The organism is Stieleria neptunia (genome assembly GCF_007754155.1).
Lineage (GTDB): Bacteria > Planctomycetota > Planctomycetia > Pirellulales > Pirellulaceae > Stieleria > Stieleria neptunia.
In genome coordinates this window covers 2351556-2374470 of record NZ_CP037423.1, presented here as the reverse complement: position 1 = coordinate 2374470, position 22915 = coordinate 2351556, and the positions used below count along the sequence as shown (strand labels likewise).

The following is a 22915-nucleotide window of genomic DNA, read 5'->3' as shown; positions in this document are numbered from 1 at the left end:
TCGCGGATTGCAGGACAGGGAATTCACTTCAGCGGATCTGCTGGCGAATGCCCTTCAGAGTTCCTCGTCACCGTTCATGACGGCGTCCTTGATCGCCTGGACCAGTCGCGCGCGACCGAGTCGGGCCAGCGCGTTGGTGTCGACATGGATTCCCATCGACTCGGCCAAACGGATCGCCAGATCCACATCGCGGACGCCGTGGTACTGATTGGTCACACCGGCCTCGGTGTAGATCGTCTGATGATCGGATTGGAACCCCGATTCATAGGCGTCGGAGAGTTGCTGGATCCAGTGTTCCGGGATCCGCCGCGCCCGACAATGCTCGATGCTCCAGATGTCATCGCCGGTGCATTCGGCCAGCAGTGACAGCAAGCGATGGCGGGGCACGGCGTTCATTGGTCGTCCAACAATCGATCGATTTGAGCGGCCAGAATAAAATCGTTTTCGCTCAGGCCCCCGATCGCATGGGTCGTCAGCACGATGTCCAGATGTCGGTAACCGGTCAGGTGCAGATCGGGATGGTGCTGTTCGCGTTCGGCAATCTCGCAAATCTGGTTGATGCGTTTGACGGCCTTGGCAAAGTGTTTGCAGTTCAGCTTGCGGCGGATCTGGATGGCGTCCGAATCGACGGACCAATTCGGTGTCGCACGGGCAAAGCCGGCCGCTTGACCGGGCGTCAGTTTCGGCACCCCGCCTTCGCAGGGAACACAGTTCGAATCGGCAAGCGATTGTGCGGTCGGTGCGTCGGTCGGTGGATCGGAGTCGGACATGGTTCGATGCGGTGAGAAAACGTGTTTGATTTGCTAGCGGCCAGTGATGCACGGCAACCACTCCCGCACCTTGATGGTATCACGATTTCCGCACGGCGGGGCGTTGTGCGACTTGAGTCAAAAAGTCGATCTGGCGACAGTTTTGCGAAAAGACTAGGTTGCCGGTCAACGGCTTTCTGCGACCTCTCTTGGGAGCGTTCGCGGGATCCGAGTCGGGGGGATCGGATCAGCCTACTCTTCTCTCTATCAACACGAAGGATCGTGACGATGTCCAGTGGCGAAAAAACTCCGAAATCAGGTTTTCAGAAACGATCAAAAACGCAGCGAGCGGTGCAACCGGCGCCGCCGGCTCCGATCAAGCTCGCGACCGAGTCCCCGCGTTTTCTGATCAGCCGGATGAGTGCGATTGGCGACACGATCCTGACCTTGCCGGTGGCCTGTGCGCTGCGGGATCGATTTCCCAATGCCAACATTTCCTGGATCGTCGAAGAGAAATCGGCGCCGGTGGTTCGCCGACATTCCGCCGTGGACGAATTGATCGTGCTGCCGCGGGGCTGGTTCACTTCGCCCAGTCGAATCCGGGACGCCCGTCGACAGCTCCGGGCGCTCGAGTGCGATGTTTCGATCGACTGCCAGGGGATGACCAAGTCTAGTTTGGCGTGTTATCTATCCGGCGCGGCACATCGGATCGGGTACGCGGGAAAACACGCGCGGGAGCTGAGTCGTTGGTTTTCGAACGTTCAGGTCAATCCGGTCTTTCATCATTTGACCGACCGATCGTTGGAGTTGTTGATTCCGCTGGGCATTCATTCGCCTTCGGTGCGTTGGGATTTACCGATCGCGGGACCGGCCCAGGTTTGGGCGCGACGTTATCGCAACACGATTGAGTCGCAGCGGATCGCGATCCTCAATCCCGGTGCGACGTGGCACAGCAAGCGGTGGTTGCCGGAACGATTTGGTGCGACGGCGCGGTATCTGTACGACCGGTATGGCTACACGAGCATCGCGGTGTGGGGCACGCCGTTTGACCGGGCGATGGCATCGGACATTGTGGCGACCAGTAACGGAACCGCGATTCTGGCACCCGAAACCGATCTCCCGCATTTGGCGGCGATGATCGAGACAGCGGATTTGTTCATCAGCAATGACACCGGTCCGTTGCACATGGCGGTGGCGGTCGGCACCAAGACGATCGGTCTGTACGGTGCGACCAAGCCGGGCGACAGCGGCCCCTACGGCCAGACGGCGATTCAAGTCGCGTATGAATCGGGATCGGCACGTCAGCGTCGCGGCGCGTCCAATGCGGCGATGTGCGCCATCGGTGTCGAGCACGTTTGCCAAGCGGTCGATGAAATCGAGCATCATCGCCAGATGTTGGTTGCCGCCTGATGACGTCCTCTTCCATCGATCCCAGCAGCCGCGACGCATCGACCAGCGTGCAAGCGCTTCGCGACTTGGTGGAACAGTTTGTCGCCGAGCGCCATTGGCACTCGTTTCACAACCCCAAGAACCTGGCGATGTCGTTGGGGATTGAGACCGGGGAGTTGATGGAGCACTTCCAGTGGTTGACGCTGGAAGAGGCTGCCGACGTGCAGCACGACGCGGCCAAGAAACATGACGTCGGCGAAGAGCTGGCCGATTGTTTGGCCTATGTCTTGGCGATCGCCAACGCGATGCAGATCGATCTCAGTTCGACGTTGGCCAAAAAGATGATTCGCAACGCCGAAAAGTATCCGCCGCCGTAGGGCACGCTCGTTGGTGTGCAGCCTTCAGGGACTGTCCAACGTTTGACGACCGCATTTTCGGGTACGACGGTCCTTCCGGACCGTCGTCCGTTGGACTCCCAACGACGACCTAGAAAGGACGTCGTACAAATCATTCCCCCGGGTTCAGCCGAGCATCCAGGCGGCCTTGTAGCGGAGGCCGAGGTTGAGAATCCGCTGCATCAACATGGAATACTCGATGCCGGCCGTCTCGGCAGACTCGGCAAAGTCTTCGCCGTATTCCAGGTTCGGATTCGCATTGGCCTCCAGCACGTGAATTTCGCCGGAGTGGCTCAGACGCAGATCCATCCGGGCGTAGCCACTCATGTTGAGGGCGCGATAGACGCGTTTGCAGATCTTTTGGATCTTTTCGCCCATCTCGCCCTCCAGGTCGCTGGCCTTGTGCGTGGTGATGCCGTGTTTCTCTTGGTACTTGCGATTCCACTTGACCTGGCTGGTGGCGATGCGGGCGGTCTCGGCGGGCATTTGGCCGAAGTCCATTTCCCAGGGCGGGAACGTTTGCAGCCGCTGATTGCCGATCACGCCGACGTAGATCTCGCGACCTTCGATGTATTGTTCGACCATCGCGTCATCGCGGGTGTGCTCGTGGACAAACGCGACGCGTTCGTACAACTGTTCGTCGTTTTGCACGATCGAGGCTTGCGAGATGCCGAACGACGCGTCTTCGGAGACGGATTTGACGAACAGCGGAAACTCGAGCTTTTTGGGGCGGTGGATCGTGCGTCCGAACGGAAACACGGTGAACCGCGGTGTCTGGATGCGATGGTAGGTCAGGATCTTTTTGCTGAGCGCTTTGTCTTTGCTCAACAACAATCCGCGGGGGTTGCAACCGGTGTAGGGTTGCTGCATCAATTCCAGGTAGCTGATGACGGCAAAATCGTAAGTCACCACGCCGTGGAATTCTTCCAGCAGCATGAAGGTGATGTGCGGTTTGAATTCCGTCAGCGCGTTGCGGATCGGCGCCAGATCGTCGTACACGCCCAGCGGCAGCACCTCGTGCCCCAACAACCGCAGGGTGTCACAGACGTCGAATTCGGCTTTCCACGCGTCGAGTTCTTTTTCCGGGATACCTTCCAGGGTCAGGGGGGGAACATGCCCGGTGCGGACCAGCACCAATACACGTAGCTTGCTCACATCATTACTCGTCTATGACCCGAATTGAGATAATTACTCGTCCGCAGGGCCACCAGGATCATTGCGTCACGTTTGCAAGTTTCCGGTGCCGTCCCCAGCCTCAACTCTAACTCTCGACACCTTTCAATCATTTCCTGCAGGACTTGATCGACCATATACGAATACGCACCGGTCCAATTCGCGACGACCCTCCGAATCTCCCCACGCCAACGCGACAGCAGGGCGGCGGCGGTGGGGTTACGACGATGACTCCGGTCGCAGGAAAAGAGCTTGCGAAGATCTTTGTCAAAGACGTTCGGGTAATTCATTCCGTAGTACTCGCGTTTTCGCTGGTAGTGGGTCCGCAGCGTGCGGCGAAGTTGCGACACCGGATCGACCCGCTGTTTGGTTTGAACCACCGCGGGTTTGCCCTCCAGACTGCTCATCAGTTCGTCGATGAAGCACAGTTTCTTCAGCGCCGGCCAGTTCCGATAGCGCGCTTTCCAACGTGACTTGGGCGGCAACCAGACGGCAAAGGTTTCCGCAAAATCCTCCAGCGGATGCGCCTGGGCATACCACATGTCCAAATGCAGGACGTACTCACGTGACTGTGGCTTGGGACTGTAGAATTCCGGATAGGGATCCGAGGACCGGCCGAACAGCTCTCGATAGCGGGCCTTGCGACGGATCTGGAACGCCGTGTCGATCGCGTGCCCGGCCTCGTGTCGCAAGATTTTCATGCACCAACTCTTGGTGCCGCCTTCGACCTCGAGCAACTGCTTGCGTTCCAAACGGATCAGCCGGGGGTGTGCCAGATAGAACGGAATCGCGATGCCGGGGATTCCATCGGGAGAGAACCAATCGTCGCTGAGCCAGAAGTGCGGGCGAAACTTCAGTCCCCGCTCGGCCAATTCGCTGTTCAATTGATCGATCCGGGCTTCCAATGGCGTACCGACAATGGAAAGCTGTAGATCGCAGATCCGCATGTCCAACAATTGGTCGTCCGAGAGTGACGACAGGTCGAGCGTTCTCCGTGCCATGGTTGTTGCGGTTGGGTCGTGAAATGGAAGTCCGATCGATGATCTTGGCGAGCCACGATTGACTGCCCGCATCCGTGCATCCGACGTTACATGATGTCCTTATCCCAAAACAATACGTTACCGATACCAGGCGACGAGTCTAACGCCCAATCGCTGTCGAAACAAACGACACGATGCGCGCTGCTGACCGGTGCCGGCCGATCCGCCATCGCCGTCATCGCCTTGTGGGGTGAAACCGCCGACGCATCTCTGACGCGTTTCTTTCGCTGCAACCGATCGCGGGCGATGGACGTCGGCCAAGTGCGGTATGGTGTCTGGTCCGGCCGGTCTTCGGATGATCCGTCGCCGACAGACGATTCATCAACCAAACCTGCCGCGACGGCCGGCGAGTCGATCGTGGTGGTGCCGACCGCACCCCAACACTACGAACTTCATTGTCACGGGGGAGAAGCCGCGATCGATCGAATCCTGGATGATCTGTCCTCCATCGGTGTCGCCCGCGTCGCTCCGCATCCCCTGGACGGCGTCCCCTCGGCCGGACGGCTTTCGGCCGAGGACGCGGTCGATCAGCGATTGATCGACGAGGCCGGTGAGGTGTTGACCCAATGCACGACCGTGAAAACGGCTGCCATCGCGTTGGACCAAGTCCGCGGTGCGCTGTGCACGTGGCGACAACGGTCGATCCAGCTGCTCGGCGACGATGCCCGACGGGCGGCCGAAATCGCCGCGCAAGCCCAACAGATCGCCGCAGCCGGTCGCATCGGACACCGCCTGACGCGTCCGTTTGATGTCGTGTTGGCTGGCCCCCCCAACGTCGGCAAAAGCAGTCTGATCAATGCGATGGTGGGTTACGATCGCAGCATCATCATGGATTTCGCCGGCACCACCCGCGATGTCCTCGACGCCGAAACCGTGTTCGACGGCTGGCCGCTGCGGCTGCGAGACACCGCGGGGCTGCACCGCAGCGACGACCTGATCGAGAAACAGGGCATCGATCGCGCGCTGGACGCCATCGCGACGGCGGATCTGGTCGCCCAAGTCACCGAGCCGGGGTTGCAATGGGATCACCAGGTGTTGGATGCACTCGGACGCATCAATGCCTCCGTGCCGATCGTCAAGGTGATCAACAAATCGGACCTGTCACCGCTCGAACAACATGATCCGCCGACCGATGCCTTGGCAACGGTGGCCACCACGGGAGCGGGAATCGGCAACCTGCTGCAAACCATGGTCCAGATGCTGATCGACGATCTGCCACCACTCGGTCGCCCGGTCCCGATCCATCCCCGTCAATGGGATTGGGTGACCGAGATCGCCAAACTGGGCGAGCAGCCCGAGCAGATGCTCGCCTGTTTGCAACGCGGCGAGCGTTAGGCCAATGCCATCGACTTGGGCTCCAAAGGTGTCAGCGGAACGGCGCGAGCGGGCTGTCGATTTAGTCGGGATCTGCTGAGTCAATGGTGAGCCGCTGGCCGTAAGGCCTCGGGCAGCGTCGCAATGCCCGGCCGCTTACGCGTCGCGGCTCACAAAAACGACAGCCCGCGAGCCGTCCGGTCACGCTTCAAAAACACCGTGAAAGACCGGAGGACTTGCACCCTACCGCGAACAAAACACACCCCGCTTGGCGTCAAAGTCGATGGCATGGATGTCTACACATCTCGCGTCACGCTCCCGCATACGGGAGGGTGACTTCCTCACTTGATGCGGATGGCGACTGAACGCTAAACCCCCTTCCGCACACGTCACTGTTTGGGTCGACGAGCCTCTTCGAGCATCTCGACCATCTCGGCGGTGACCAATGACGACGGCAGGGCATAGCTGACGACCCGGCCGGCGCGGGCGATGTTGATGCCGATGACGTGGCCGTGGCTGTCCAACAACGGGCCGCCGCATTGATTGGGCGCCAGCACGGTGTCGTGTTGGATGACGCTGTCAAAACCGCTCAGCCGCACGTTCCGTGGGCCGTTGACCTTGGCGTCATTTTCCGATTCCATCAACAACGCCTTGTCGCTCATTTGGGCGTCCAATTCGAGCGTGTTTTCGCCGCGCATGATCGTCAATCGCACGACATCACCGGGATACATTTTTTTCAGCGTGTTGACCGCCGATTCCGAGCCGAGCAACTGCAGTCCATTGATTTTCAGAATCTGATCGCCGTCCTGCAGTCCGGCATTGTCGGCACCACTTTCCGGGTGAACGCGGCGGACCATCGCCGGGCCCGTCTGTGCGTCATAAAAATTGACGCCCAAAAGTCCGTGATGGGCGACGTAACGTGGCGGAACCCCCAGCACCCCGATCCCGATCGTAAATCCGTCGCGACCGGGTGAAATCAAAAAACTTCCCGTCGGCGGTTCAACGGTGCTGAATGTCACCGGTTTGATGTTCCAGCTCGCTTCCTCTCCGCCGTGAATTTTCAGCAGCGCCAGATCGTTGGATTTTCTTCTGGCCGCGACACGGGCGTCCACTTTTTCGCCGCTGGGCAAACGAACCGAGACCGGATCGCCCCCGCTCAGCTCGCTCCGCTTGGTCAGGATGTAGCCGTCTTCGGACACCACCGTTCCCAACGAAACGACTTGGCCGCCCGAGTAGACCTGCACGACCGATTGTTCCACGGTTTCGGACAGCGGCCGAACCAGACGCATCATCGCACCGCTGTCACGCGACGCGATCGAGGTGCGGTACCCGCCGTGGCCCATCCAGTGCGGCGTTGACTGGGCCTGAACCACGGGTGCCGACAGGCTGCCCAAGGTGACCACCGACACCGCCGCGACCAACACCGAGGCGGACGCATGACGTTTTGAAAACCAGTCGAGCGGATGATGAATCATTGCAGCAATCAATCAAGGAGAAGAAAATAGTCTTAAACGATTGGCGGGTTCCAGCCAATCGGAACCGCCATCGCGTCTTCGTTCGCACGAGGTTTGGACGCACGGGGAGAGCGGCACGGCGACTTCCGCGTGTGATCCGACGCGATCAACAGGCCGGCGCGACAAGGTGTTTGACGCCCGCATCATCCCGACCTGCCGATTTCGATGACCAATCGCACCGTGGCGTTGCCTCGTTGGACCAACACCGGCACGCGTTCGCCGGGCATGGTTTCGGCAACGGCATCGACCAGCGATTGAAAATCCGTAATCGGCTGCCCACCGAATTTGATGACGATATCGCCTGCCAACATCCCGCCGGCTTCGGCCGCCATGCCGGGCTTGACCGTGATGATTTCCGCGGCCTTGGTGGATTTGTTCCCCGAGACGCCGAGGGTGGGTTTGAAATTCGGCAAGAACCCCCAGGCCTGCCCGAGCGCCATCCGGTCCCAGGATTCGTCGTAGTGATCGATCGGCACGTGCAGGTTGTCGGCGACGTCGTTCCCGATCCGACTGTGGACGGCGATCAGCTGGCCGGCAAAATTAAACAGCGGGCCGCCGCTGTCACCACCGATCAGGGCGCAGTCGGTGCGGATCACATCGGAACTGACTTCCAGCAATCTGCCGACCCGGATCACCGCGCCCCGGGACGGATCGTAACCGCCGGGGTGCCCCATCGCGATGCACCACATCCCCGGCACCAGAGCGTCGCTGGTGCCCAGGCTGGCGTGGGGCCAAGGCTTGCCGCCGTTTTGATCGGGATCGATTTTGATCAGCCCGGCGTCCACCTCTCGATTCATACCGAGCGTGGTCGCGGAGACCTGGCGTCCGTTGGACAGCGTCACGATCGCTCGCTTTCGGGGTCGCATCGCGACATGGGCGGCCGTGATGATGAAGCCGGTCTCCGAGACGATCACGCCACAGCCCTGGGCCGCACCGATTTTGACACTCACGGTACACTTGCTCGCCCGCTCGGCCACGCGACGCTGTTGTTTTTCCATCAACTGCAATATTTCAAGCGATTCGGGGACGCCTCCGCGGCGGTGAATCGGTTCCAGATCGATCGGCACCGAGACGTACGTTCCGGCCGTGCTGGCCGCCGCATCGCGCGAATCGTTTGGCACGAACGCGTTTTCTTGGATCGGCGGCGAATCGCGTTCGCCAGCGGCGGCATCCTCGCCGCGGGCCGATGGCGCAAACAGCAGGGCGACCAGGACCATACCGACCCGCCACGAACGCGACAGACCGAAAAAGCAACCACTGGCAAAACTACGACCGGGCAACCCAGCCCCCGTCCCCGCGATCCGATTGGTTTCACCACCCTGGTTCAAAACACGCTCCCCGTCAGAAAAGGCCCGGTTGAAAGTCACGCCACCCATTGTAGCCTCAACCCCAGAATTTTGAAAAAGTCGCGGAAAAAGCCGGAATGAACGACAATACAGATGTTTTAGTGGTCGGTGCAGGCTACTTAGGGCAAACCGTGGCCCAGCTGTCCGGGGCGTCCGGCGCGAAAGTTTACGCGACGACGCGCTCCAAGAACCGCTTCGCAACCTTGGCCGACAACGGATTTCAGCCGATCCGTTTCGATTGGACCGATCAGGCAACCTATAGAAATCTCCCTTTGCGGCAATTGTCCGCCGCCGCTCGGGTGCTGGTCGCGGTCAGCTACGACCGCAACAGCCGGCTGGGACGCGACGAGTCACAGGTCGGGGGGCTGAGAAACCTGCTCGGTGTTTTGCCGACCGACGTCAGACTTTGTTACATCAGCACGACCGGCGTCTATCACCAAACCGATGGCCGCTGGGTGGACGAAACCTCGCCGACGCACCCCAATCGACTCGGCGGACGCGTCCATCTGCGGGCCGAAGGCTTGCTGCACGCCCTCCGCCCGGCGTCACCGTGGACCGTGTTGCGGTTGGCGGGAATCTACGGCCCCGGCCGAGTGCCCCGCGCCGCCGATGTCGTCGCCGGTCGCCCGATCGCGTCGCCCGAATCGGGATATTTGAATTTGATACACGTCCGAGACGCGGCCCGAGCGGTGCTGGCGGCCTGGCAAACCATGGCCGATCCGCCGCACAACGTTTCCGTCGGGATGCAATCGCGGTTGTATGTCGTCGGCGACAACGCGCCGGTCATCCGAGGCGATTTTTATCGCGAAATCGCCCGACAATGCGGCGCCCCGCCGCCTCGCTTTGTGGCCCCCGCGGCCGACGCGCCGGTCCGGATGCGGAGTGACAGCAACAAACGCGTATGGAATCGAAAGCTACGGCGCGAGCTGTTACCGGGGTTGGAGTTCCCAGACTACCGCTGCGGGCTGGCGGATGTCTTACAGGCCCCCATAGAATGACGCCCCAACGACTTCTGATCACCACACCGAACGCATGATCCAGCGCACCCCCCTGTTCCCCGGCATTCTCGAGTTAAACTTTCAAGCCCGTGAAGTGCTCGGTTGCAATGTCTATCTGATCTACGACGAAGACGAATGGGCACTCGTTGACATCGGCTACGAAGAAACCGTCGACGATTTCGTCGAGATCATTCGCAAGCTCGATTTCCCCCTGTCCCGTTGCAAAACCCTGATCGCGACGCACGCCGACGTCGATCACATCCAGGGGCTGGCCAAACTCAAGTCGCTGCTCAAAACCAGCGTGACGGCCCATCCCAACGCCGTCCGTCCGTTGGCCGAAGGCGACACGCTGTGGACGCTCGCCGAAATCGAAGCCCAAAACCTGAAACTGGACATGCCCAAGGTCGACGTCGAACACCAGGTGAACGACGGCGACGTGATCAAAATCGGCAACCTGGAGGTCGAAGTCTGGCACACGCCGGGCCACACCAACAGCCAACTCGCCTTCCGCATCGGCGACGTGCTGCTGAGCGGCGACAACATTTATCGCGACGGATGCATCGGCGCCATCGACGCGCACCACGGCAGCGACATCAAGGCGTTCCTGCAATCGCTGCGACGCATCCGCGACAGCGACGTGAAGTGGTTGGCACCGAGCCACGGCCCGATCTTTGCCAACGACAAGGACTTCATGAACAAGACCATCGATCGCGTCAGCGGTTATTTGAAGATGGCCGATTTTGGAACCCTGGCCGAATCCTGGCCGCTGATGGACCAGTGGGACGAAGAAGTCGCCGCGGGCAAATTGCCCGAAGGGCTAGGCTAGTCCGCTCGGTCACGCCGGGGACGGAAGTATCCCGGAGGGATTTCAGCGAGTAGCCTATCCCCTGCGGCGGAACTCAAACACGGCTTCGCCCGGATCGACCCGCTCGATGGTCCCGTCGATCGTGCTGACTTGGGCGCAGCGCTGAAGATCCGCCTCGTACCCGGCCTCGATCAAGTTGCGTCCACCCAACGACTGTGCGAGCGATTGTCCTAGCGGTCTCGTGTTCACATCTGCCTGTCGCCAAGCACTCCAGGCGATCCGCGCCGAGTCATCGAGGTGACCGGACGGCGCGGAATCCTGCAACGCGGGCGGATCCAATCGGTCAATGATCGCACCGGCCAACAGGACGTCTTCGAAACTGATCTGACCGTTGGTCCCCGCGCAGACGATTTGCAGGTGCGGTTCGGAACGGACGGCGGCAACGGTCGCGTTCAGGTTCAAGAACGAAGCGGCCAACAAACGACGCGACCGCATGGCCGCATGAATCGCGCGGGTGCCGTTGGTGGTCGTCAACACGAGGTCGCGGTCCGCCACCCGCTCGGGCGTGTACTCGGCCGGCGAGTTGCCCAGATCAAATCCGTCGATCGGTTTGCAATGCCGTTCGCCGCACAGCAGCGGACGAATCGGCGTCTGATCGGCCAGCTGAGCGGCCGCGTGAACGTTTTCGCAGGTGGTCATTCGGCCGACGCCCGACTGGCCGGCGGTCGCCATCACGCTAGTCGCCCGCAAGACATCGATGATGACCGAACACGCCTGGTGCAAATCGCACTCCGGCGACAGCTCCGACGGAGTCAACGAGACAGAGATCGATTGATTCATCAAACCATCCGCATGGATTTCCAGCGGCCTCCTAGGAATCGTGTGGTCATGGTGATTGCCAACGCCCAAATCCAAATCGTGATCACCCACCACCACCACGTCAGCGATGACTGGCCGGGATCAAACGCGACTCCGGCGGCGATCGAAACCGCGCTCGTCGCCGCACCGGCGGCGAGCACAAACCAAGTGTCTCCGGCACCCTTGAGCGCCGCACTGAAAATCAATTGAACCGCGTCGACCAGGACATACGAGGCGACAAACCCCAGCAATCCGCCGGCCAGCACGATCGCCTGGCGGGAATTGTCGTCCGGCGTCCCCAAAGCGTACAGTGACAGCATCCAGTCGCCGACCACCAGATACGCGACCGCCCAAAACGCCGAATAGACCAGCGCGATCAGCAGCGACGCCAGTGACGTGCGGACGGCAAAGGCGGGACCGTTTTGAAGCAGATGCCGCCCGACCAGCACCGACGCGGCGATCGCGATGCCGACCAGCGGGATGAATGCGATCATATTGAAATTGATCGCCATCGTCGTCGCGCGAAGTGGCACGTCGCCGAGCTGGCCGATTTTCAAAATGATGATTGTGAACGCGCCGGCTTCGGTCAGGTACATCAACCCGCTGGGCAGACTGTAGAACAGGAAATTGCGCAACATCGGAAAATCAATCACCAACCCGCGACGCATCCCATAACGACGCTCCAAGGCCGGCCGGCTGAGCAGCCAGGCGTAGCAAACGACTTTGAACCAGAACGCGATCACGCTGCCGACGGCCGCCCCCGCGATGCCCCAAGCCGGAAACCCCGCCCAGCCAAAAATCAACACCACATCCAAGGCCACATTGAGCAGCCCGCTGGCGACCGAGACCCACATGATCACCGACGTCCGCTCGGTGCCGCTGAAGAAACCGCTCAGCGCCGACTCGACGACCAGCCCCAACCCGCCCAGCATCAACCAACGCATGTAGGTCGTTTCGGCGGCAATCAATTCCTCCGGTTGCCCCGTCAAACGGAACAGCGATTCGGCGGCCAGGAAGGCGGCGATGAAGAACGGAACCGTCATCAGGGCCAACCAAATCGATTGCCAGAGGAGACGCCCGACCTTGTCGGGTTCCCCGTTGCCGATCAGCTGGCCGATCACCGCGCCGGTCATCGCGGCGGCTCCGATCGGCACACAGACCACCACCCAGAACAGATTGCCGCCGGCCATCGACGCACTCATCGACATGCCGTCATAAAACATCAACAGCGTCCGATCGACGAACAACACGATCGACATCATGCCGGCACTGACCATCAACGGGATCGCCACGCGCAGCACTTCGGCGGCCGCTTCTGCCAGATTGGTCGGGACTGGCAGGGCTGGAGCGGTCTCCGGTGGCTGTGACAGGTCATGACGCCCGCCAGAGATTTCCGACATCGGCAGTTACGCGAACCGGTCCGAGGGCATCCGCGAGACGACCACGGCGATGACGACCCCGGCGACCAACCCGCCGATGTGCGCCCCGTTGGCGATCCGCTCGACAAAGAAAATGCAAAACACCAGCCAGCCGAGCATGATCGCGACGTTGGACGGCATCATGCGAACCGGATAGGACGGCGTCAGGGCCGGCCGAATCCACAGGTAACCGAACAGTCCATAGACGGCCCCGGAGGCCCCGATCGAAAACGGCGACCCGGCCAACCCCGCCAGCATCGGCGGCAGCGCGTCGACCGGTGGCAACCAGATTTGCACCAAGCCGCCAAAGATGCCGCTGGCCAACAACAGCAACGCCATGAACCACGACCCCTCGAGCCGCTCGATCGCCGAACCGAGAAAGAAGATCCCCAACATGTTGAACGCCAAATGATACGTGTCGCCGTGCAAGAACAGCGGCGTGACGAGCCGCCAAACCTCGCCCTGCTTGATCGACGCCAACGGGTCTTTTCCGATCACGTAGTCGCGCCAATCGACGAAGGACAGACCATAAAAGATGGTTTCTTCGGTCGAAAGTTCGCCGGGAACTGGAGACGTTTTGGGATTACCGAATCCGGTGGAGAAACTGGCGATCACCGAAAGGATCACCATCGCGATGACCACCGGAATCGTCTGCTGCCGCGTCGGCACGCCCATCAAGGGGCCGGTGCCGGCGGCGGGCGCTTTCGGATTGACCTTTTGCTGCAAGCGTTTTTTCCGCTTTTCTTCGCTTTGCCGCTGTTTGCGAATCCGCTCGGCCTCGTCACCGACACGGTACTTTTCATCCGTCGGCGACCGCAAAAAGGCGTCCAATTCCTGCTTCGCACGCTCGACGTGGGATTCATCGCGAATCCACAAATGGCACTGTTTTCCGCCGGCCGCAGTCTCCCCCGCACCGCCGGTCGGCTTGTCCGCCGCGGGGGCGTCTTCGATGTCGACGTTGCATTCGATCGAGAGCGTGAACAGAAAGTCCGCAAAACGTCTCGCTTGGTCGGGATCCGTCAAAGTGCCGATTCGGCGCATGCAATTGTTACAAATAGGTGGAAATAACGGCCGTAGATGGGGATGCAATGCGCTCGGAGCGGGCTGGGGCGGCGCGCAAAGACTTGCCGCCGGCGGCGGACTACCCGATACTATGACGGTTAGTCAGTTTTGCCGCCATGCGGTCCAAAAAATAGTCACCGATCGACGGCCGTTTCCCAGCGTTCGTCTTACATTCCATCCGGTGTCCGACTAAATACAATGGCAATGCGGCGGCAAATGCGGTCGCGTTGGAACGAACAAGTTTATTTGTCCTCCAAAAAACCAGGTGACGCCCCGATGGCAGTCAAATTGAGTGAAAGAGCGGCCCAAGAGGTCCAACGATTCCGTACCGAACACAATTTTGGCGAAGAAATGGTCCTGCGGATCGGTGTCGCCGGTGGCGGGTGCAGCGGATTCAACTACACGCTGAATTTCGACGACAGCTACGATGAAAAAGCGGACTCGAAGTACGAGTGCCACGGAGTTGAACTGGTCGTCGACAAGAAAAGCGCCCTGTACCTCGACGGAACCACCGTCGATTGGTACGAAAGTCTGGAAAAACAAGGGTTTACCTTCGAAAACCCCAATGCCGTCAAAACCTGCGGCTGCGGAAGCTCGTTCCAGGCCTAGTGCCAACTGAAGGAATAGACGCGAGACGCGTTCAGAACCAACGCTCTCGTCGTTTAAGTCTGATCCGCTCAGCGGATTGGTGGACGACGTGCTTTCCAGGTCGTCGCGGAAAGTGCTGCCGACGACGGCCCGGAAGGGCCATCGTCCCCGGAGGAAAGCGCTCCCAACGACGGCCCGGAAGGGCCATCGTACGTGGAGAATCGTACCTGGAGAGCCGAGACGATCGGCCTCGGCTGGACCGTCCGTCACCCGCTTCCCGTCGACCTCCGTTTGACGAGGTGATCCGCTGGGAATCTTCTCGAAATCGATGATCTGGCTGATTCGGGTCTATCAGACTCGGATCAGCCCCCTATTCCCACCCCGCTGCCGGTTCACGCCGACCTGCAGCCAGTATGCGGTCGAAGCGATCCGCAATCGCGGTCCGATCGCCGGTGTCTTCTGGACGATCGTGCGAATTTTGAAGTGTCATCCCTGGCATCCCGGTGGCCACGACCCACCGCCGCAATAAAAAATACAGTTTCCTGCGGATTTGGCGTGCGCCGGAGCGACTCAATCCGCCCTTAGAGAGAGCATTCCCGGTCGGATGGATGTTCAGAATGGATCCTCGACGCCGGCCCCAACCAGGGTTCCGGGCGGTGGCCGTTCCCCGCAGCGTGCCGGCGAACACACCGATGTGGGGGTTCCCGCTGCCCGCCAGGCATTTTTGCTGGAACCATCGCGGGTTCCGAAACGTCCTAGACCGGGGTGTGAAAAGGTAGCGGTTGTGCGGGATTTTCTCAGTCCGCCCCGCCCTCTGTGCCGAATGGCCCAAGAGACGGTTCTGAGCAGTTGAAATCTCAAGATCCGTGATTGTCCTGGGTGTTCGCAAGCATTTCTCCCGTCGTCGCCCCAAAGCCGTTCACTGAAGCTGGTTAAATAGATGTTCCAAGGTCGCGAAAAACGAGCCCGTCGAAGTCGCCTGAGCCGTCTGCTGGGTCAATTGAGCCTGAATTCCCAAAAGTCCTCCGCGATCACCCCCCGGATCCATCGTGGGGAGCGGCTGAAACTGGAAAGTCTGGAGGCTCGCCAATTGCTCGCCGCTGACGTTTCGATCGTGTCCACCGAATCGATGGGCCCGATCGACGCGGGGGCCGAAGTCGCGACCGTTGCGTCCGCGACCTCCGAATCGACGCTGACAACGGTGAGCGACGCCGAGGGCGAATCGGCGCCGGATCTGGTCCAGTTTGCCAAAGACCTGGCGGCGGTCGGTCGAGATGCAAACGGCAATCCGATCTCCGGACAAGGCCAGGTGACGTTCTATGGCGCCGGCTGGTGCCCGGCATGTACCGAACAAAAGGAACTGTTCCAAGACGGGAAGAAATACCTGCCCTTTGTGGAGGTGACCAACCCCGATCGATCGATCAGCCAGCTCGGCATCGACAACAACATCACGGCCTATCCGACGTGGGTGTTTCCCGATGGGACGCGCGAGACGGGCGTACTGACGCTGCAACAACTGAGCGATCGCTCCGGCGTGCCGATTCCCCAAGGCGAGAATCCGAGCTTCGTCGAGATCGGTGACCAGACCGCCTTGATCGGTTCGCCGCTGCACGTGCCCGTGGACGCCTACGACCCCGACGGCGGACCGTTGACCGTGACCGTTTCGGTCGCCGATTCCAATCTGCTCGAAGCCAGCGTGGTCAGCGGCAACCGCTCGATCCGGATCGACATGGCGACTTACGGCGACATGGTGTTCCAGTTGTTCGAACAACGCGCCCCGACCGCCGCGGGACGTGTCATCGAGTTAGCCGAACTCGGTTTCTATGACGACATCATCTTTCACCGCGTGATCGATGATTTCGTGATCCAAGCCGGCGACCCGACGGGAACCGGAACCAGCGGTTCGACGCTGGGCAATTTCGACGATGACTTTCATCCCGAACTGCAACACAACCGTTCGGGCGTGCTGTCCTTTGCCAAATCCAGCGACGACACCAACAACTCCCAATTCTTCGTCACCGAAGTGCCCACGCGGTTTTTGGATTACAACCACAGCGTGTTCGGCCAATTGATCGAAGGCGAGGATGTCCGTGACGCGATCAGTGAACATGCCGTCAACGGATCCGACCGGCCGACGACGGACATCGCGATCAATACGATCGAGGTGTTCACCGACACGGAAAATTCGTTGATCATGTTGAAGCCGACCGGCAGTGGCGTCGGATCGACCAACGTGACCGTGACCGTGACCGACGGTGACGGCAATACGCACAGTGAAACGTTCCAGGTCGACGTCAACAACGACACACAGAACAGCCAGCCTTATTTGAATGCGGTGACGGTGCCCGACGAATTCGCGCGTGACACGCCGGCGACGTTGCAGATGTCCAGCACCGACATCGAAGGCGACGCGGTCAGCTATTCGGCGACCGTCGTTTCGGGCGGATCGAACGCGACCGCTGCGATCGATCAGAACGGATTGCTGACGGTCACACCGGCATCCGGCTTCACCGGAACGGTCGACGTGCAAGTCACCGTCCAACCCGGCCCCGGAGTCACCGGCAACAGTTCCAGTGACAGCGACAACCAAGTCCTGACGTTTAACTTCGAAGGCGAACAGGTGCTCGCCGCCCCCACGTCAATTGACTTGAGTGCCAGCAGCGACACCGGCAGCAGCGACAGCGACAACATCACCAATTCGGGCTCGCTGGCGTTTGTGGTCGATGGCGTCACCAGCGGCGCGACGGTCCAATTGATCAATCTGCAAACGTCCGCGGTCTTGGGCGAAGCCGTCGCCAGCGGGACGAGTGTCACCGTCACGACCAATAACATCGCGGCCCTCGGCGAGGGCACCTACAACGTGACCGCTCGCCAAGTCTTCAACGGCCAGACCAGCGAACAAACCTCTCCGGTCAGCGTCACCTACGACACCACCGTGCCGACCTCGGTGATCAGCAGCGCCAACACCCGCGCCAACGTCGGACGACTGTACGAGACCGATTTGATCAACAGCGAAGAAGGATCGATCACGTACGCGTTGACGCAGTTTCCCGTCGGCGCGACGATCAACGCCGGATCCGGTGTGATCCAGTGGACGCCCGAGACCGGCGATGTCGGTGACACGCAGTTCTCGCTGGCCATCACCGACTTGGCCGGCAACACGCGTAACGAAAACTTTACCGTCACGGTCGCCGAGGCACCCAAAGCCGAAGTCAAATTGGTGCTCAAGGACACCGACGGAAACGTGATCAACAACGTCAACGTCGGCGACGAATTCATCTTGGAACTGGTCGGGGTCGACGCCCGCAACAGCTTTGACCGCGACGGGGTGTTTGCGATTTACACGGACATCCTGTTCGACTCCTCGGTGATTCGCGTCAAAGGCGGGACGACGATCGAATACGTCGGCAACTTCACGCTGTCACCCAAGGGAACGATTTCGACCGGACTGATTGACGAACTCGGTGCCGCATCGACCGCCGCGGTCGCGACCGGTGAAGCCGAATCCGTGATCGCCCGCGTGCAGATGGAAGCCATCGCCTCGGGAAGCGTCAACATCCGCAGCGAGGAAGCCGACGAGACCAGTAGCGAGGTCTTGGTGTACGGCGAAGATGACCAAGTCCCGGCCGAATCGGTGTTCTTTGGCAACGTCAACTTGACCGTCGGTCTGGAGTTCACGGTGCTCGATGACGCGATCACCGTCGCCGAAGATTCCGGGGCGACGCCGATCGATGTGCTGGCCAACGACACCACCACCGGCACCACAGCGTTGTCGATCGTCTCGGTCACCCAACCGGCCAGCGGGGGCACGGTCAGTGTGGATTCGGGACAAGTCTCGTTCACCCCGACGACAAACTTCAACGGCACGACGACGTTCACCTATCGGGTCGCCGACGGCAGCGGCGCGCAAGACACCGCCACGGTGACCGTCACCGTCACGCCGGTCAACGATCCGCCGACCGGGCTGGACGACGCGTTTGATGTCGTGGAGGGAACCACCGGCAATCGACTGGACGTGTTGGCCAATGACTCCCTCGACCCCGACACCGATGGCACGCTGACCGTCACGTCGGTGACCAGCAACACCGCCGGGGCAACGGTTCAAGTTTCCTCTGACGGACTGGCCGTCGATTACACGCCGCCGACCGGGTTCACGGGAACCGACACCTTCACCTATGTCGTCAGCGACGGCGAAGCCACCGATACGCTGACGGTAACCGTCACGGTGACCTCGTCCGACCCACCACCGACCGCCCGCGACAACGCCTTTACGGTCAACGAAGACGCCGCCGAAACCTCCTTTGACATCCTGGCCAATGACGACCGCGACGTCGATGACCAGCCGTTTGTCATCGAGAACGTCGGAACGCCCAGCCAAGGCGGAACGGCGCGATTCAGCAGCGACGGTTCCACGTTCTTCTACGCCCCGGCGGCCGACTTCTTCGGCACCGAAACGGTGACCTACACCATCCGTGATAGCGGCGGCGGCGTTGCGACCGCGACGGTCACCTTTACCGTCACCGATGTCGAGGATCCGCCACCGGTGCTCGACGACACGATTCAAATCAGCCTGGGCGACGGCCCCTCGGTCGTGCTCCGCTTGGAGGATCTGCCGGAAAACGTCGATGGCAGCGGCGAAACGCTGCAGTTCACCCTGACAACGGCACAAGAAACGACCGCTCAAAATGGAACCGCGTCGGTCAACACCGCCGGTACCGAGTTGACGTACACGCCGCCCAGCAGCACGTTCACCGGGACCGACACGCTGACCTACACCGTCTCCGATGGTTCGGGCACCGACAGCGTGGGGACGTTGACCATCGAAGTGCTGGACCTGACTCAACGAACGATCACGGTCAAGTTCAGCGGCAGCCAAGGCCGCCGACTCGTTTCGGCGGTTCGCTTGATCGGGACCGATGCGTTGGGCAATGCCATCAGCGAGTCTCCGGGACTGCAGGGTGACAACCTATACTTCGCAAACTTGTTGCCCGGTGAATACGTCGTCGAGATCCCGGCGATTCCGTTCTACAGCGGTGGTGACCAGCCCCAACAGTACACGATCAACAGCACCGCGGACGACGGCGACGTGGTGATCGAAGCACAGATGGGACGGATCAAACCGGAATACATCTCGCTTCAAGATTGGCTGGGGTCGACGCCGCAGCAATCCGCGTTGGTCGTCGTCCAACCCGGCCAACAGGCGCTGTTGTCCGAGCCCACTTCACTTGCCTCGGAATCGATTTCCAACGCCAACTTCACGCTCAACGACTTGGGAACCGAACTGATCATCGCCGGTGAAGACGAGGATGCGAGTTCCAGCAGCACCGACCCCGACACGTTGAACGCAGCCATCCTGACCAGCAATCGCAACATCGTCCAGCCGCGCGGAGAGATCGGCGACTTGAGACTGTACCGCGTGAACGTGGATAGCAATGCCGTCAATTACAGCCGCACCCCCGCCGCAGACAACAGCGATACGACGGCGGAAGCGGAATTTGTCGCGGGCAGCGGTGAAGGCGAGCAGGTCGCAGAGAGTGAACCGGCGACGGGCATCTTCTCGACGGCCGGTTCCGGCGAAGGGGAATCGGTCGCCCAGGCGACGTCGGTCAACGAGGTCGCCGCACCGCTGTTGTCGGCCGATCTGCTGGCCCCGACCACGTCAGACGATTCCGATCGCGAGGACGAACTTGACGCGGCGGCCATGGAAGTCGCCCCTGCCGGCGCCAGTCCAATCCTGGCCTCGGACGCCGCTGCGGAGACCGCTGCGGAGGCAGAGGAAACGGCCCCGCAAACCGAAGGCGAGGCATCGGAGGACGAGTCGGCTGCGGAGCCGGAATCGACCACCGAATCCGGTCTGGATGCCAGCAGCCTCAGTTGATTCTTCCGGTTTAGCCGGTGATTTGCGGTTTTTTTGAGATTCGGTCAGGAAATTTGGCCGCTGTTTTTGGGGCATTTTCCGAGCCTTTGACGGCGGCTTTTTGGCGACGTGTTTGCGACGGACCGGTCGCGGAAGCCGTCACAATCCCCGAAAACACGGGCTTTTACGCGTTTTCTGGTGAATTCGGCCTCGTCATTTCCCCACGCGAGCTACGGTTGGTTCGGCTAAGAATCGCCGGAAACCCCGCAATTTGCAGGGTTTTTTGGAAGATGCCGGGTTGCACCAACCTTTGGCGCAACATAACACTTGGCCGTCACAAACACACGGGATCGCAATCCCCTCTTCAACCCTTCCTGCATAAGCAATCAGAAAAGGTTCTCCCAAATGGCTAAAGCTCCGCCGAAGGCACCTACGAAGACTCAGATCATCGCGAACATCGCTGAGTCGACCGAATTGTCCAAAAAAGACGTCGCCGCGGTTTTCGACGCGCTGACCGACGAGATCGCTCGTGAAATGGGCCGCACCGGCTCCGGTCAATTCACCATCCCGGGTCTGTGCAAGATCCAACGCAAGGATGTGGAAGCCAAACCGAAACGAAAGGGACGCAACCCGTCCGACGGAAGCGAAATCTGGCTGAAGCCCAAACCGGCCAGCAAGAAGGTCGTCATCCGACCGCTCAAGGGTCTCAAGGAAATGATCTGAGCTTGCCTCCAAGCCTCCCCCTGAGAAACGTTCGAAACGGCACGCGACACTCCCAGTCGCGTGTCGTTTTTTTATGGCTCAACCCTCGCATCAGCCGGCCAGCGGCGGATCCGTCGGTACCACCGGCCGATCCATCAAAACTTGCTTCCCCTCCCACACCGCTTCTGATTTGATGGGCTAAAATGCTCGGCATCACCCCGCCTTTCAACCCTGCAAACGAACCCGCCATGCAACGTCGCCAATTTCTCAAACACTCCGCCGCCCTCTCCACCGCAGCGCTGACCGCCGGGGTGTGGAGCGAAACCCAAGCCGCCGATTCCCTGTCGCCCAATGAAAAGCTCAAGGTGCTTTGCGTCGGGACGGCCAATCGTGCCGGCGCAAACGTCGATGGCGTCAAGGGCGAAGACATCGTCGGATTGTGCGACATCGATTCCAAGTACCTCGCCAAAGCCGCGGCCCAATTCCCATCGGCCAAGACCTATCGCGACTATCGCGAAATGATCGCCCAAGAAGCCGACTCCGCCGATGCGATCGTGATCTCAACGGCAGACCACAATCATGCGCCCGCGGCGATCCGGGGCATTCGCGCCGGGCTGCATTGTTACTGCGAAAAACCGCTGACCCACACCGTTCACGAAGCGCGGCTGATCGCCGAAACGGCCAAGGAAATGGGTGTCGCGACGCAGATGGGCACACAGATCCACGCCGGCAACAACTATCGACGTGTCGTGGAAATCATTCGCGCCGGAACCATCGGCGATGTCGCCGAAGTCCACGTCTGGGTGGGCAAAGGCTGGGGCGGTGGCGAACGCCCCGAATCGGGCGATCCCGTCCCAGAACATTTGGATTGGGATCTGTGGCTCGGACCGGCACCCGAACGCCCCTACAAAGAAGGCCGCTATCACCCGGCCAACTGGCGGCGTTGGTGGGACTTCGGACAAGGAACCCTGGGCGACATGGGATGCCACTACATGGACTTGCCCTTCTGGGCGCTGGATTTAAGACATCCCACCCGCGTCGCAGCCGAAGGTCCCGAAGTGCATCCGGAAACCTGCCCGCTGGGATTGACAGTCCACTACGAATTCCCCGCCCGCGGATCGCAGGTCCCCGTCAAGATGACGTGGTACGACGGCGACCACATCCCCAAGACCGTGGCCGGCGAAAAAGTCCCCGGCAGCGGCGTGATGTTCGTCGGCAGCGAAGGCAAGATGTTCGCCAGCTACGGCAACTACCGACTGTACCCCGAAGACAGCTTCCAAAACTTTCAGCCGCCGACCCCGACGATTCCCGATTCGATCGGGCACCACCAGGAATGGATCCATGCCTGTAAGACGGGCGCCGAAACGACGTGCAACTTTGATTACTCCGGCGCCCTGACCGAGTCGGTCTTGCTGGGCAACGTCGCCTTCCGCACCGGCAAGGCACTCGACTGGGACGGCAAGCATCTCAAAGCGACCAACTGCCCCGAGGCCGACACGCTGATCCAAAAACAGTACCGCACCGGCTGGGAAGTGGCCTAAGCATTCCCAAGTGGCGTAAGCTTCCAGCTTGCGATCCCAGTGGCGTAAGCTTCCAGCTTGCGATCCACACTGAGTCTGTCACACTCGGAAGCTGACGCTTCCGAGGAAGGCAAGCAAGATGCTTACCCCACGTTTGTTGTATCCTCCATCAGGTTCCAATCTCCAC

The 22915-nt window shown here is 60.6% G+C and carries 19 protein-coding genes; 10 read left to right on the top strand and 9 right to left on the bottom strand.

Annotation, left to right across the window (positions count from 1 at the left end; translation table 11 throughout):
- Nucleotides 1-54: 54 nt before the first annotated feature.
- Nucleotides 55-396: a hypothetical protein gene (locus tag Enr13x_RS08295; protein ID WP_145385579.1), complete on the bottom strand. Its 342-nt coding sequence runs from the start codon at nt 394-396 to the stop codon at nt 55-57.
- Nucleotides 393-770: a 4a-hydroxytetrahydrobiopterin dehydratase gene (locus Enr13x_RS08290; RefSeq protein WP_145385578.1), complete on the bottom strand. Its 378-nt coding sequence runs from the start codon at nt 768-770 to the stop codon at nt 393-395. Before Enr13x_RS08290 ends, Enr13x_RS08295 begins: the two co-directional genes overlap by 4 nt.
- 267 nt (nt 771-1037) lie before the next feature.
- Between Enr13x_RS08290 and Enr13x_RS08285 the strand changes: the two genes are divergently transcribed.
- Nucleotides 1038-2159 (top strand): glycosyltransferase family 9 protein, encoded by a 1122-nt coding sequence (locus Enr13x_RS08285; protein ID WP_231744161.1) that lies wholly within the window; start codon nt 1038-1040, stop codon nt 2157-2159.
- A complete protein-coding gene (locus tag Enr13x_RS08280; protein WP_145385577.1) occupies nt 2159-2515 on the top strand; it encodes a nucleotide pyrophosphohydrolase in 357 nt (118 codons plus the stop codon). Before Enr13x_RS08285 ends, Enr13x_RS08280 begins: the two co-directional genes overlap by 1 nt.
- Before the next feature lie 144 nt (nt 2516-2659).
- Here Enr13x_RS08280 and Enr13x_RS08275 read toward each other — a convergent pair whose 3' ends face one another.
- Together Enr13x_RS08275 and Enr13x_RS08270 are read right to left on the bottom strand one after the other, a co-directional pair.
- On the bottom strand, nt 2660-3688 hold the full coding sequence (locus Enr13x_RS08275) for a D-alanine--D-alanine ligase family protein (protein ID WP_145385576.1): 1029 nt from the start codon (nt 3686-3688) through the stop codon (nt 2660-2662).
- Entirely contained in the window at nt 3685-4707 is a 1023-nt protein-coding gene (locus tag Enr13x_RS08270; RefSeq protein WP_145385575.1) for a putative zinc-binding metallopeptidase, read from the bottom strand. Before Enr13x_RS08270 ends, Enr13x_RS08275 begins: the two co-directional genes overlap by 4 nt.
- Before the next feature lie 90 nt (nt 4708-4797).
- Between Enr13x_RS08270 and Enr13x_RS08265 the strand changes: the two genes are divergently transcribed.
- Entirely contained in the window at nt 4798-6081 is a 1284-nt protein-coding gene (locus tag Enr13x_RS08265; RefSeq protein ID WP_145385574.1) for a GTPase, read from the top strand.
- Between the two features lie 368 nt (nt 6082-6449).
- Here the strand turns inward: Enr13x_RS08265 and Enr13x_RS08260 are convergent, their stop codons facing one another.
- A complete protein-coding gene (locus Enr13x_RS08260; RefSeq protein WP_145385573.1) occupies nt 6450-7535 on the bottom strand; it encodes a trypsin-like peptidase domain-containing protein in 1086 nt (361 codons plus the stop codon).
- A 182-nt stretch (nt 7536-7717) separates the two neighbouring features.
- Nucleotides 7718-8941, bottom strand: a complete 1224-nt coding sequence (locus Enr13x_RS08255) for a S1C family serine protease (protein ID WP_231744160.1) — start codon at nt 8939-8941, stop codon at nt 7718-7720.
- Between the two features lie 56 nt (nt 8942-8997).
- Here Enr13x_RS08255 and Enr13x_RS08250 point away from each other — a divergent pair, with 56 nt between their 5' ends.
- Both Enr13x_RS08250 and Enr13x_RS08245 read left to right on the top strand, forming a co-directional pair.
- The gene (locus tag Enr13x_RS08250; RefSeq protein ID WP_145385571.1) at nt 8998-9918 is read left to right on the top strand and encodes an NAD-dependent epimerase/dehydratase family protein; all 921 of its coding nucleotides are present in this window, start codon (nt 8998-9000) and stop codon (nt 9916-9918) included.
- 34 nt (nt 9919-9952) lie between these two features.
- Nucleotides 9953-10744, top strand: a complete 792-nt coding sequence (locus Enr13x_RS08245) for an MBL fold metallo-hydrolase (RefSeq protein ID WP_145385570.1) — start codon at nt 9953-9955, stop codon at nt 10742-10744.
- A gap of 54 nt (nt 10745-10798) precedes the next feature.
- On the opposite strand, the gene Enr13x_RS08240 is transcribed toward Enr13x_RS08245, so the two are convergent.
- The 3 genes from Enr13x_RS08240 to Enr13x_RS08230 are packed head-to-tail and all read right to left on the bottom strand — an operon-like array spanning nt 10799 to nt 14022.
- Entirely contained in the window at nt 10799-11563 is a 765-nt protein-coding gene (locus Enr13x_RS08240; protein WP_145385569.1) for a 2-phosphosulfolactate phosphatase, read from the bottom strand.
- Nucleotides 11563-12981: an MATE family efflux transporter gene (locus Enr13x_RS08235; RefSeq protein WP_145385568.1), complete on the bottom strand. Its 1419-nt coding sequence runs from the start codon at nt 12979-12981 to the stop codon at nt 11563-11565. Before Enr13x_RS08235 ends, Enr13x_RS08240 begins: the two co-directional genes overlap by 1 nt.
- A 6-nt stretch (nt 12982-12987) precedes the next feature.
- Nucleotides 12988-14022: a rhomboid family intramembrane serine protease gene (locus tag Enr13x_RS08230; RefSeq protein ID WP_231744159.1), complete on the bottom strand. Its 1035-nt coding sequence runs from the start codon at nt 14020-14022 to the stop codon at nt 12988-12990.
- Between the two features lie 315 nt (nt 14023-14337).
- Here Enr13x_RS08230 and Enr13x_RS08225 point away from each other — a divergent pair, with 315 nt between their 5' ends.
- From Enr13x_RS08225 to Enr13x_RS08205, 5 genes are all read left to right on the top strand, one after another.
- The gene (locus Enr13x_RS08225; protein WP_095741396.1) at nt 14338-14670 is read left to right on the top strand and encodes a HesB/IscA family protein; all 333 of its coding nucleotides are present in this window, start codon (nt 14338-14340) and stop codon (nt 14668-14670) included.
- Nucleotides 14671-14977: 307 nt separating this feature from the next.
- Nucleotides 14978-15178 (top strand): membrane protein insertion efficiency factor YidD, encoded by a 201-nt coding sequence (yidD, locus tag Enr13x_RS08220; protein WP_145211708.1) that lies wholly within the window; start codon nt 14978-14980, stop codon nt 15176-15178.
- A gap of 471 nt (nt 15179-15649) precedes the next feature.
- Nucleotides 15650-20527: an Ig-like domain-containing protein gene (locus Enr13x_RS08215; protein ID WP_231744158.1), complete on the top strand. Its 4878-nt coding sequence runs from the start codon at nt 15650-15652 to the stop codon at nt 20525-20527.
- A 384-nt stretch (nt 20528-20911) separates the two neighbouring features.
- Entirely contained in the window at nt 20912-21229 is a 318-nt protein-coding gene (locus tag Enr13x_RS08210) for an HU family DNA-binding protein (RefSeq protein ID WP_095741374.1), read from the top strand.
- Between the two features lie 227 nt (nt 21230-21456).
- The gene (locus Enr13x_RS08205; RefSeq protein WP_145385565.1) at nt 21457-22749 is read left to right on the top strand and encodes a Gfo/Idh/MocA family protein; all 1293 of its coding nucleotides are present in this window, start codon (nt 21457-21459) and stop codon (nt 22747-22749) included.
- The last annotated feature ends 166 nt before the right edge of the window (nt 22750-22915 follow it).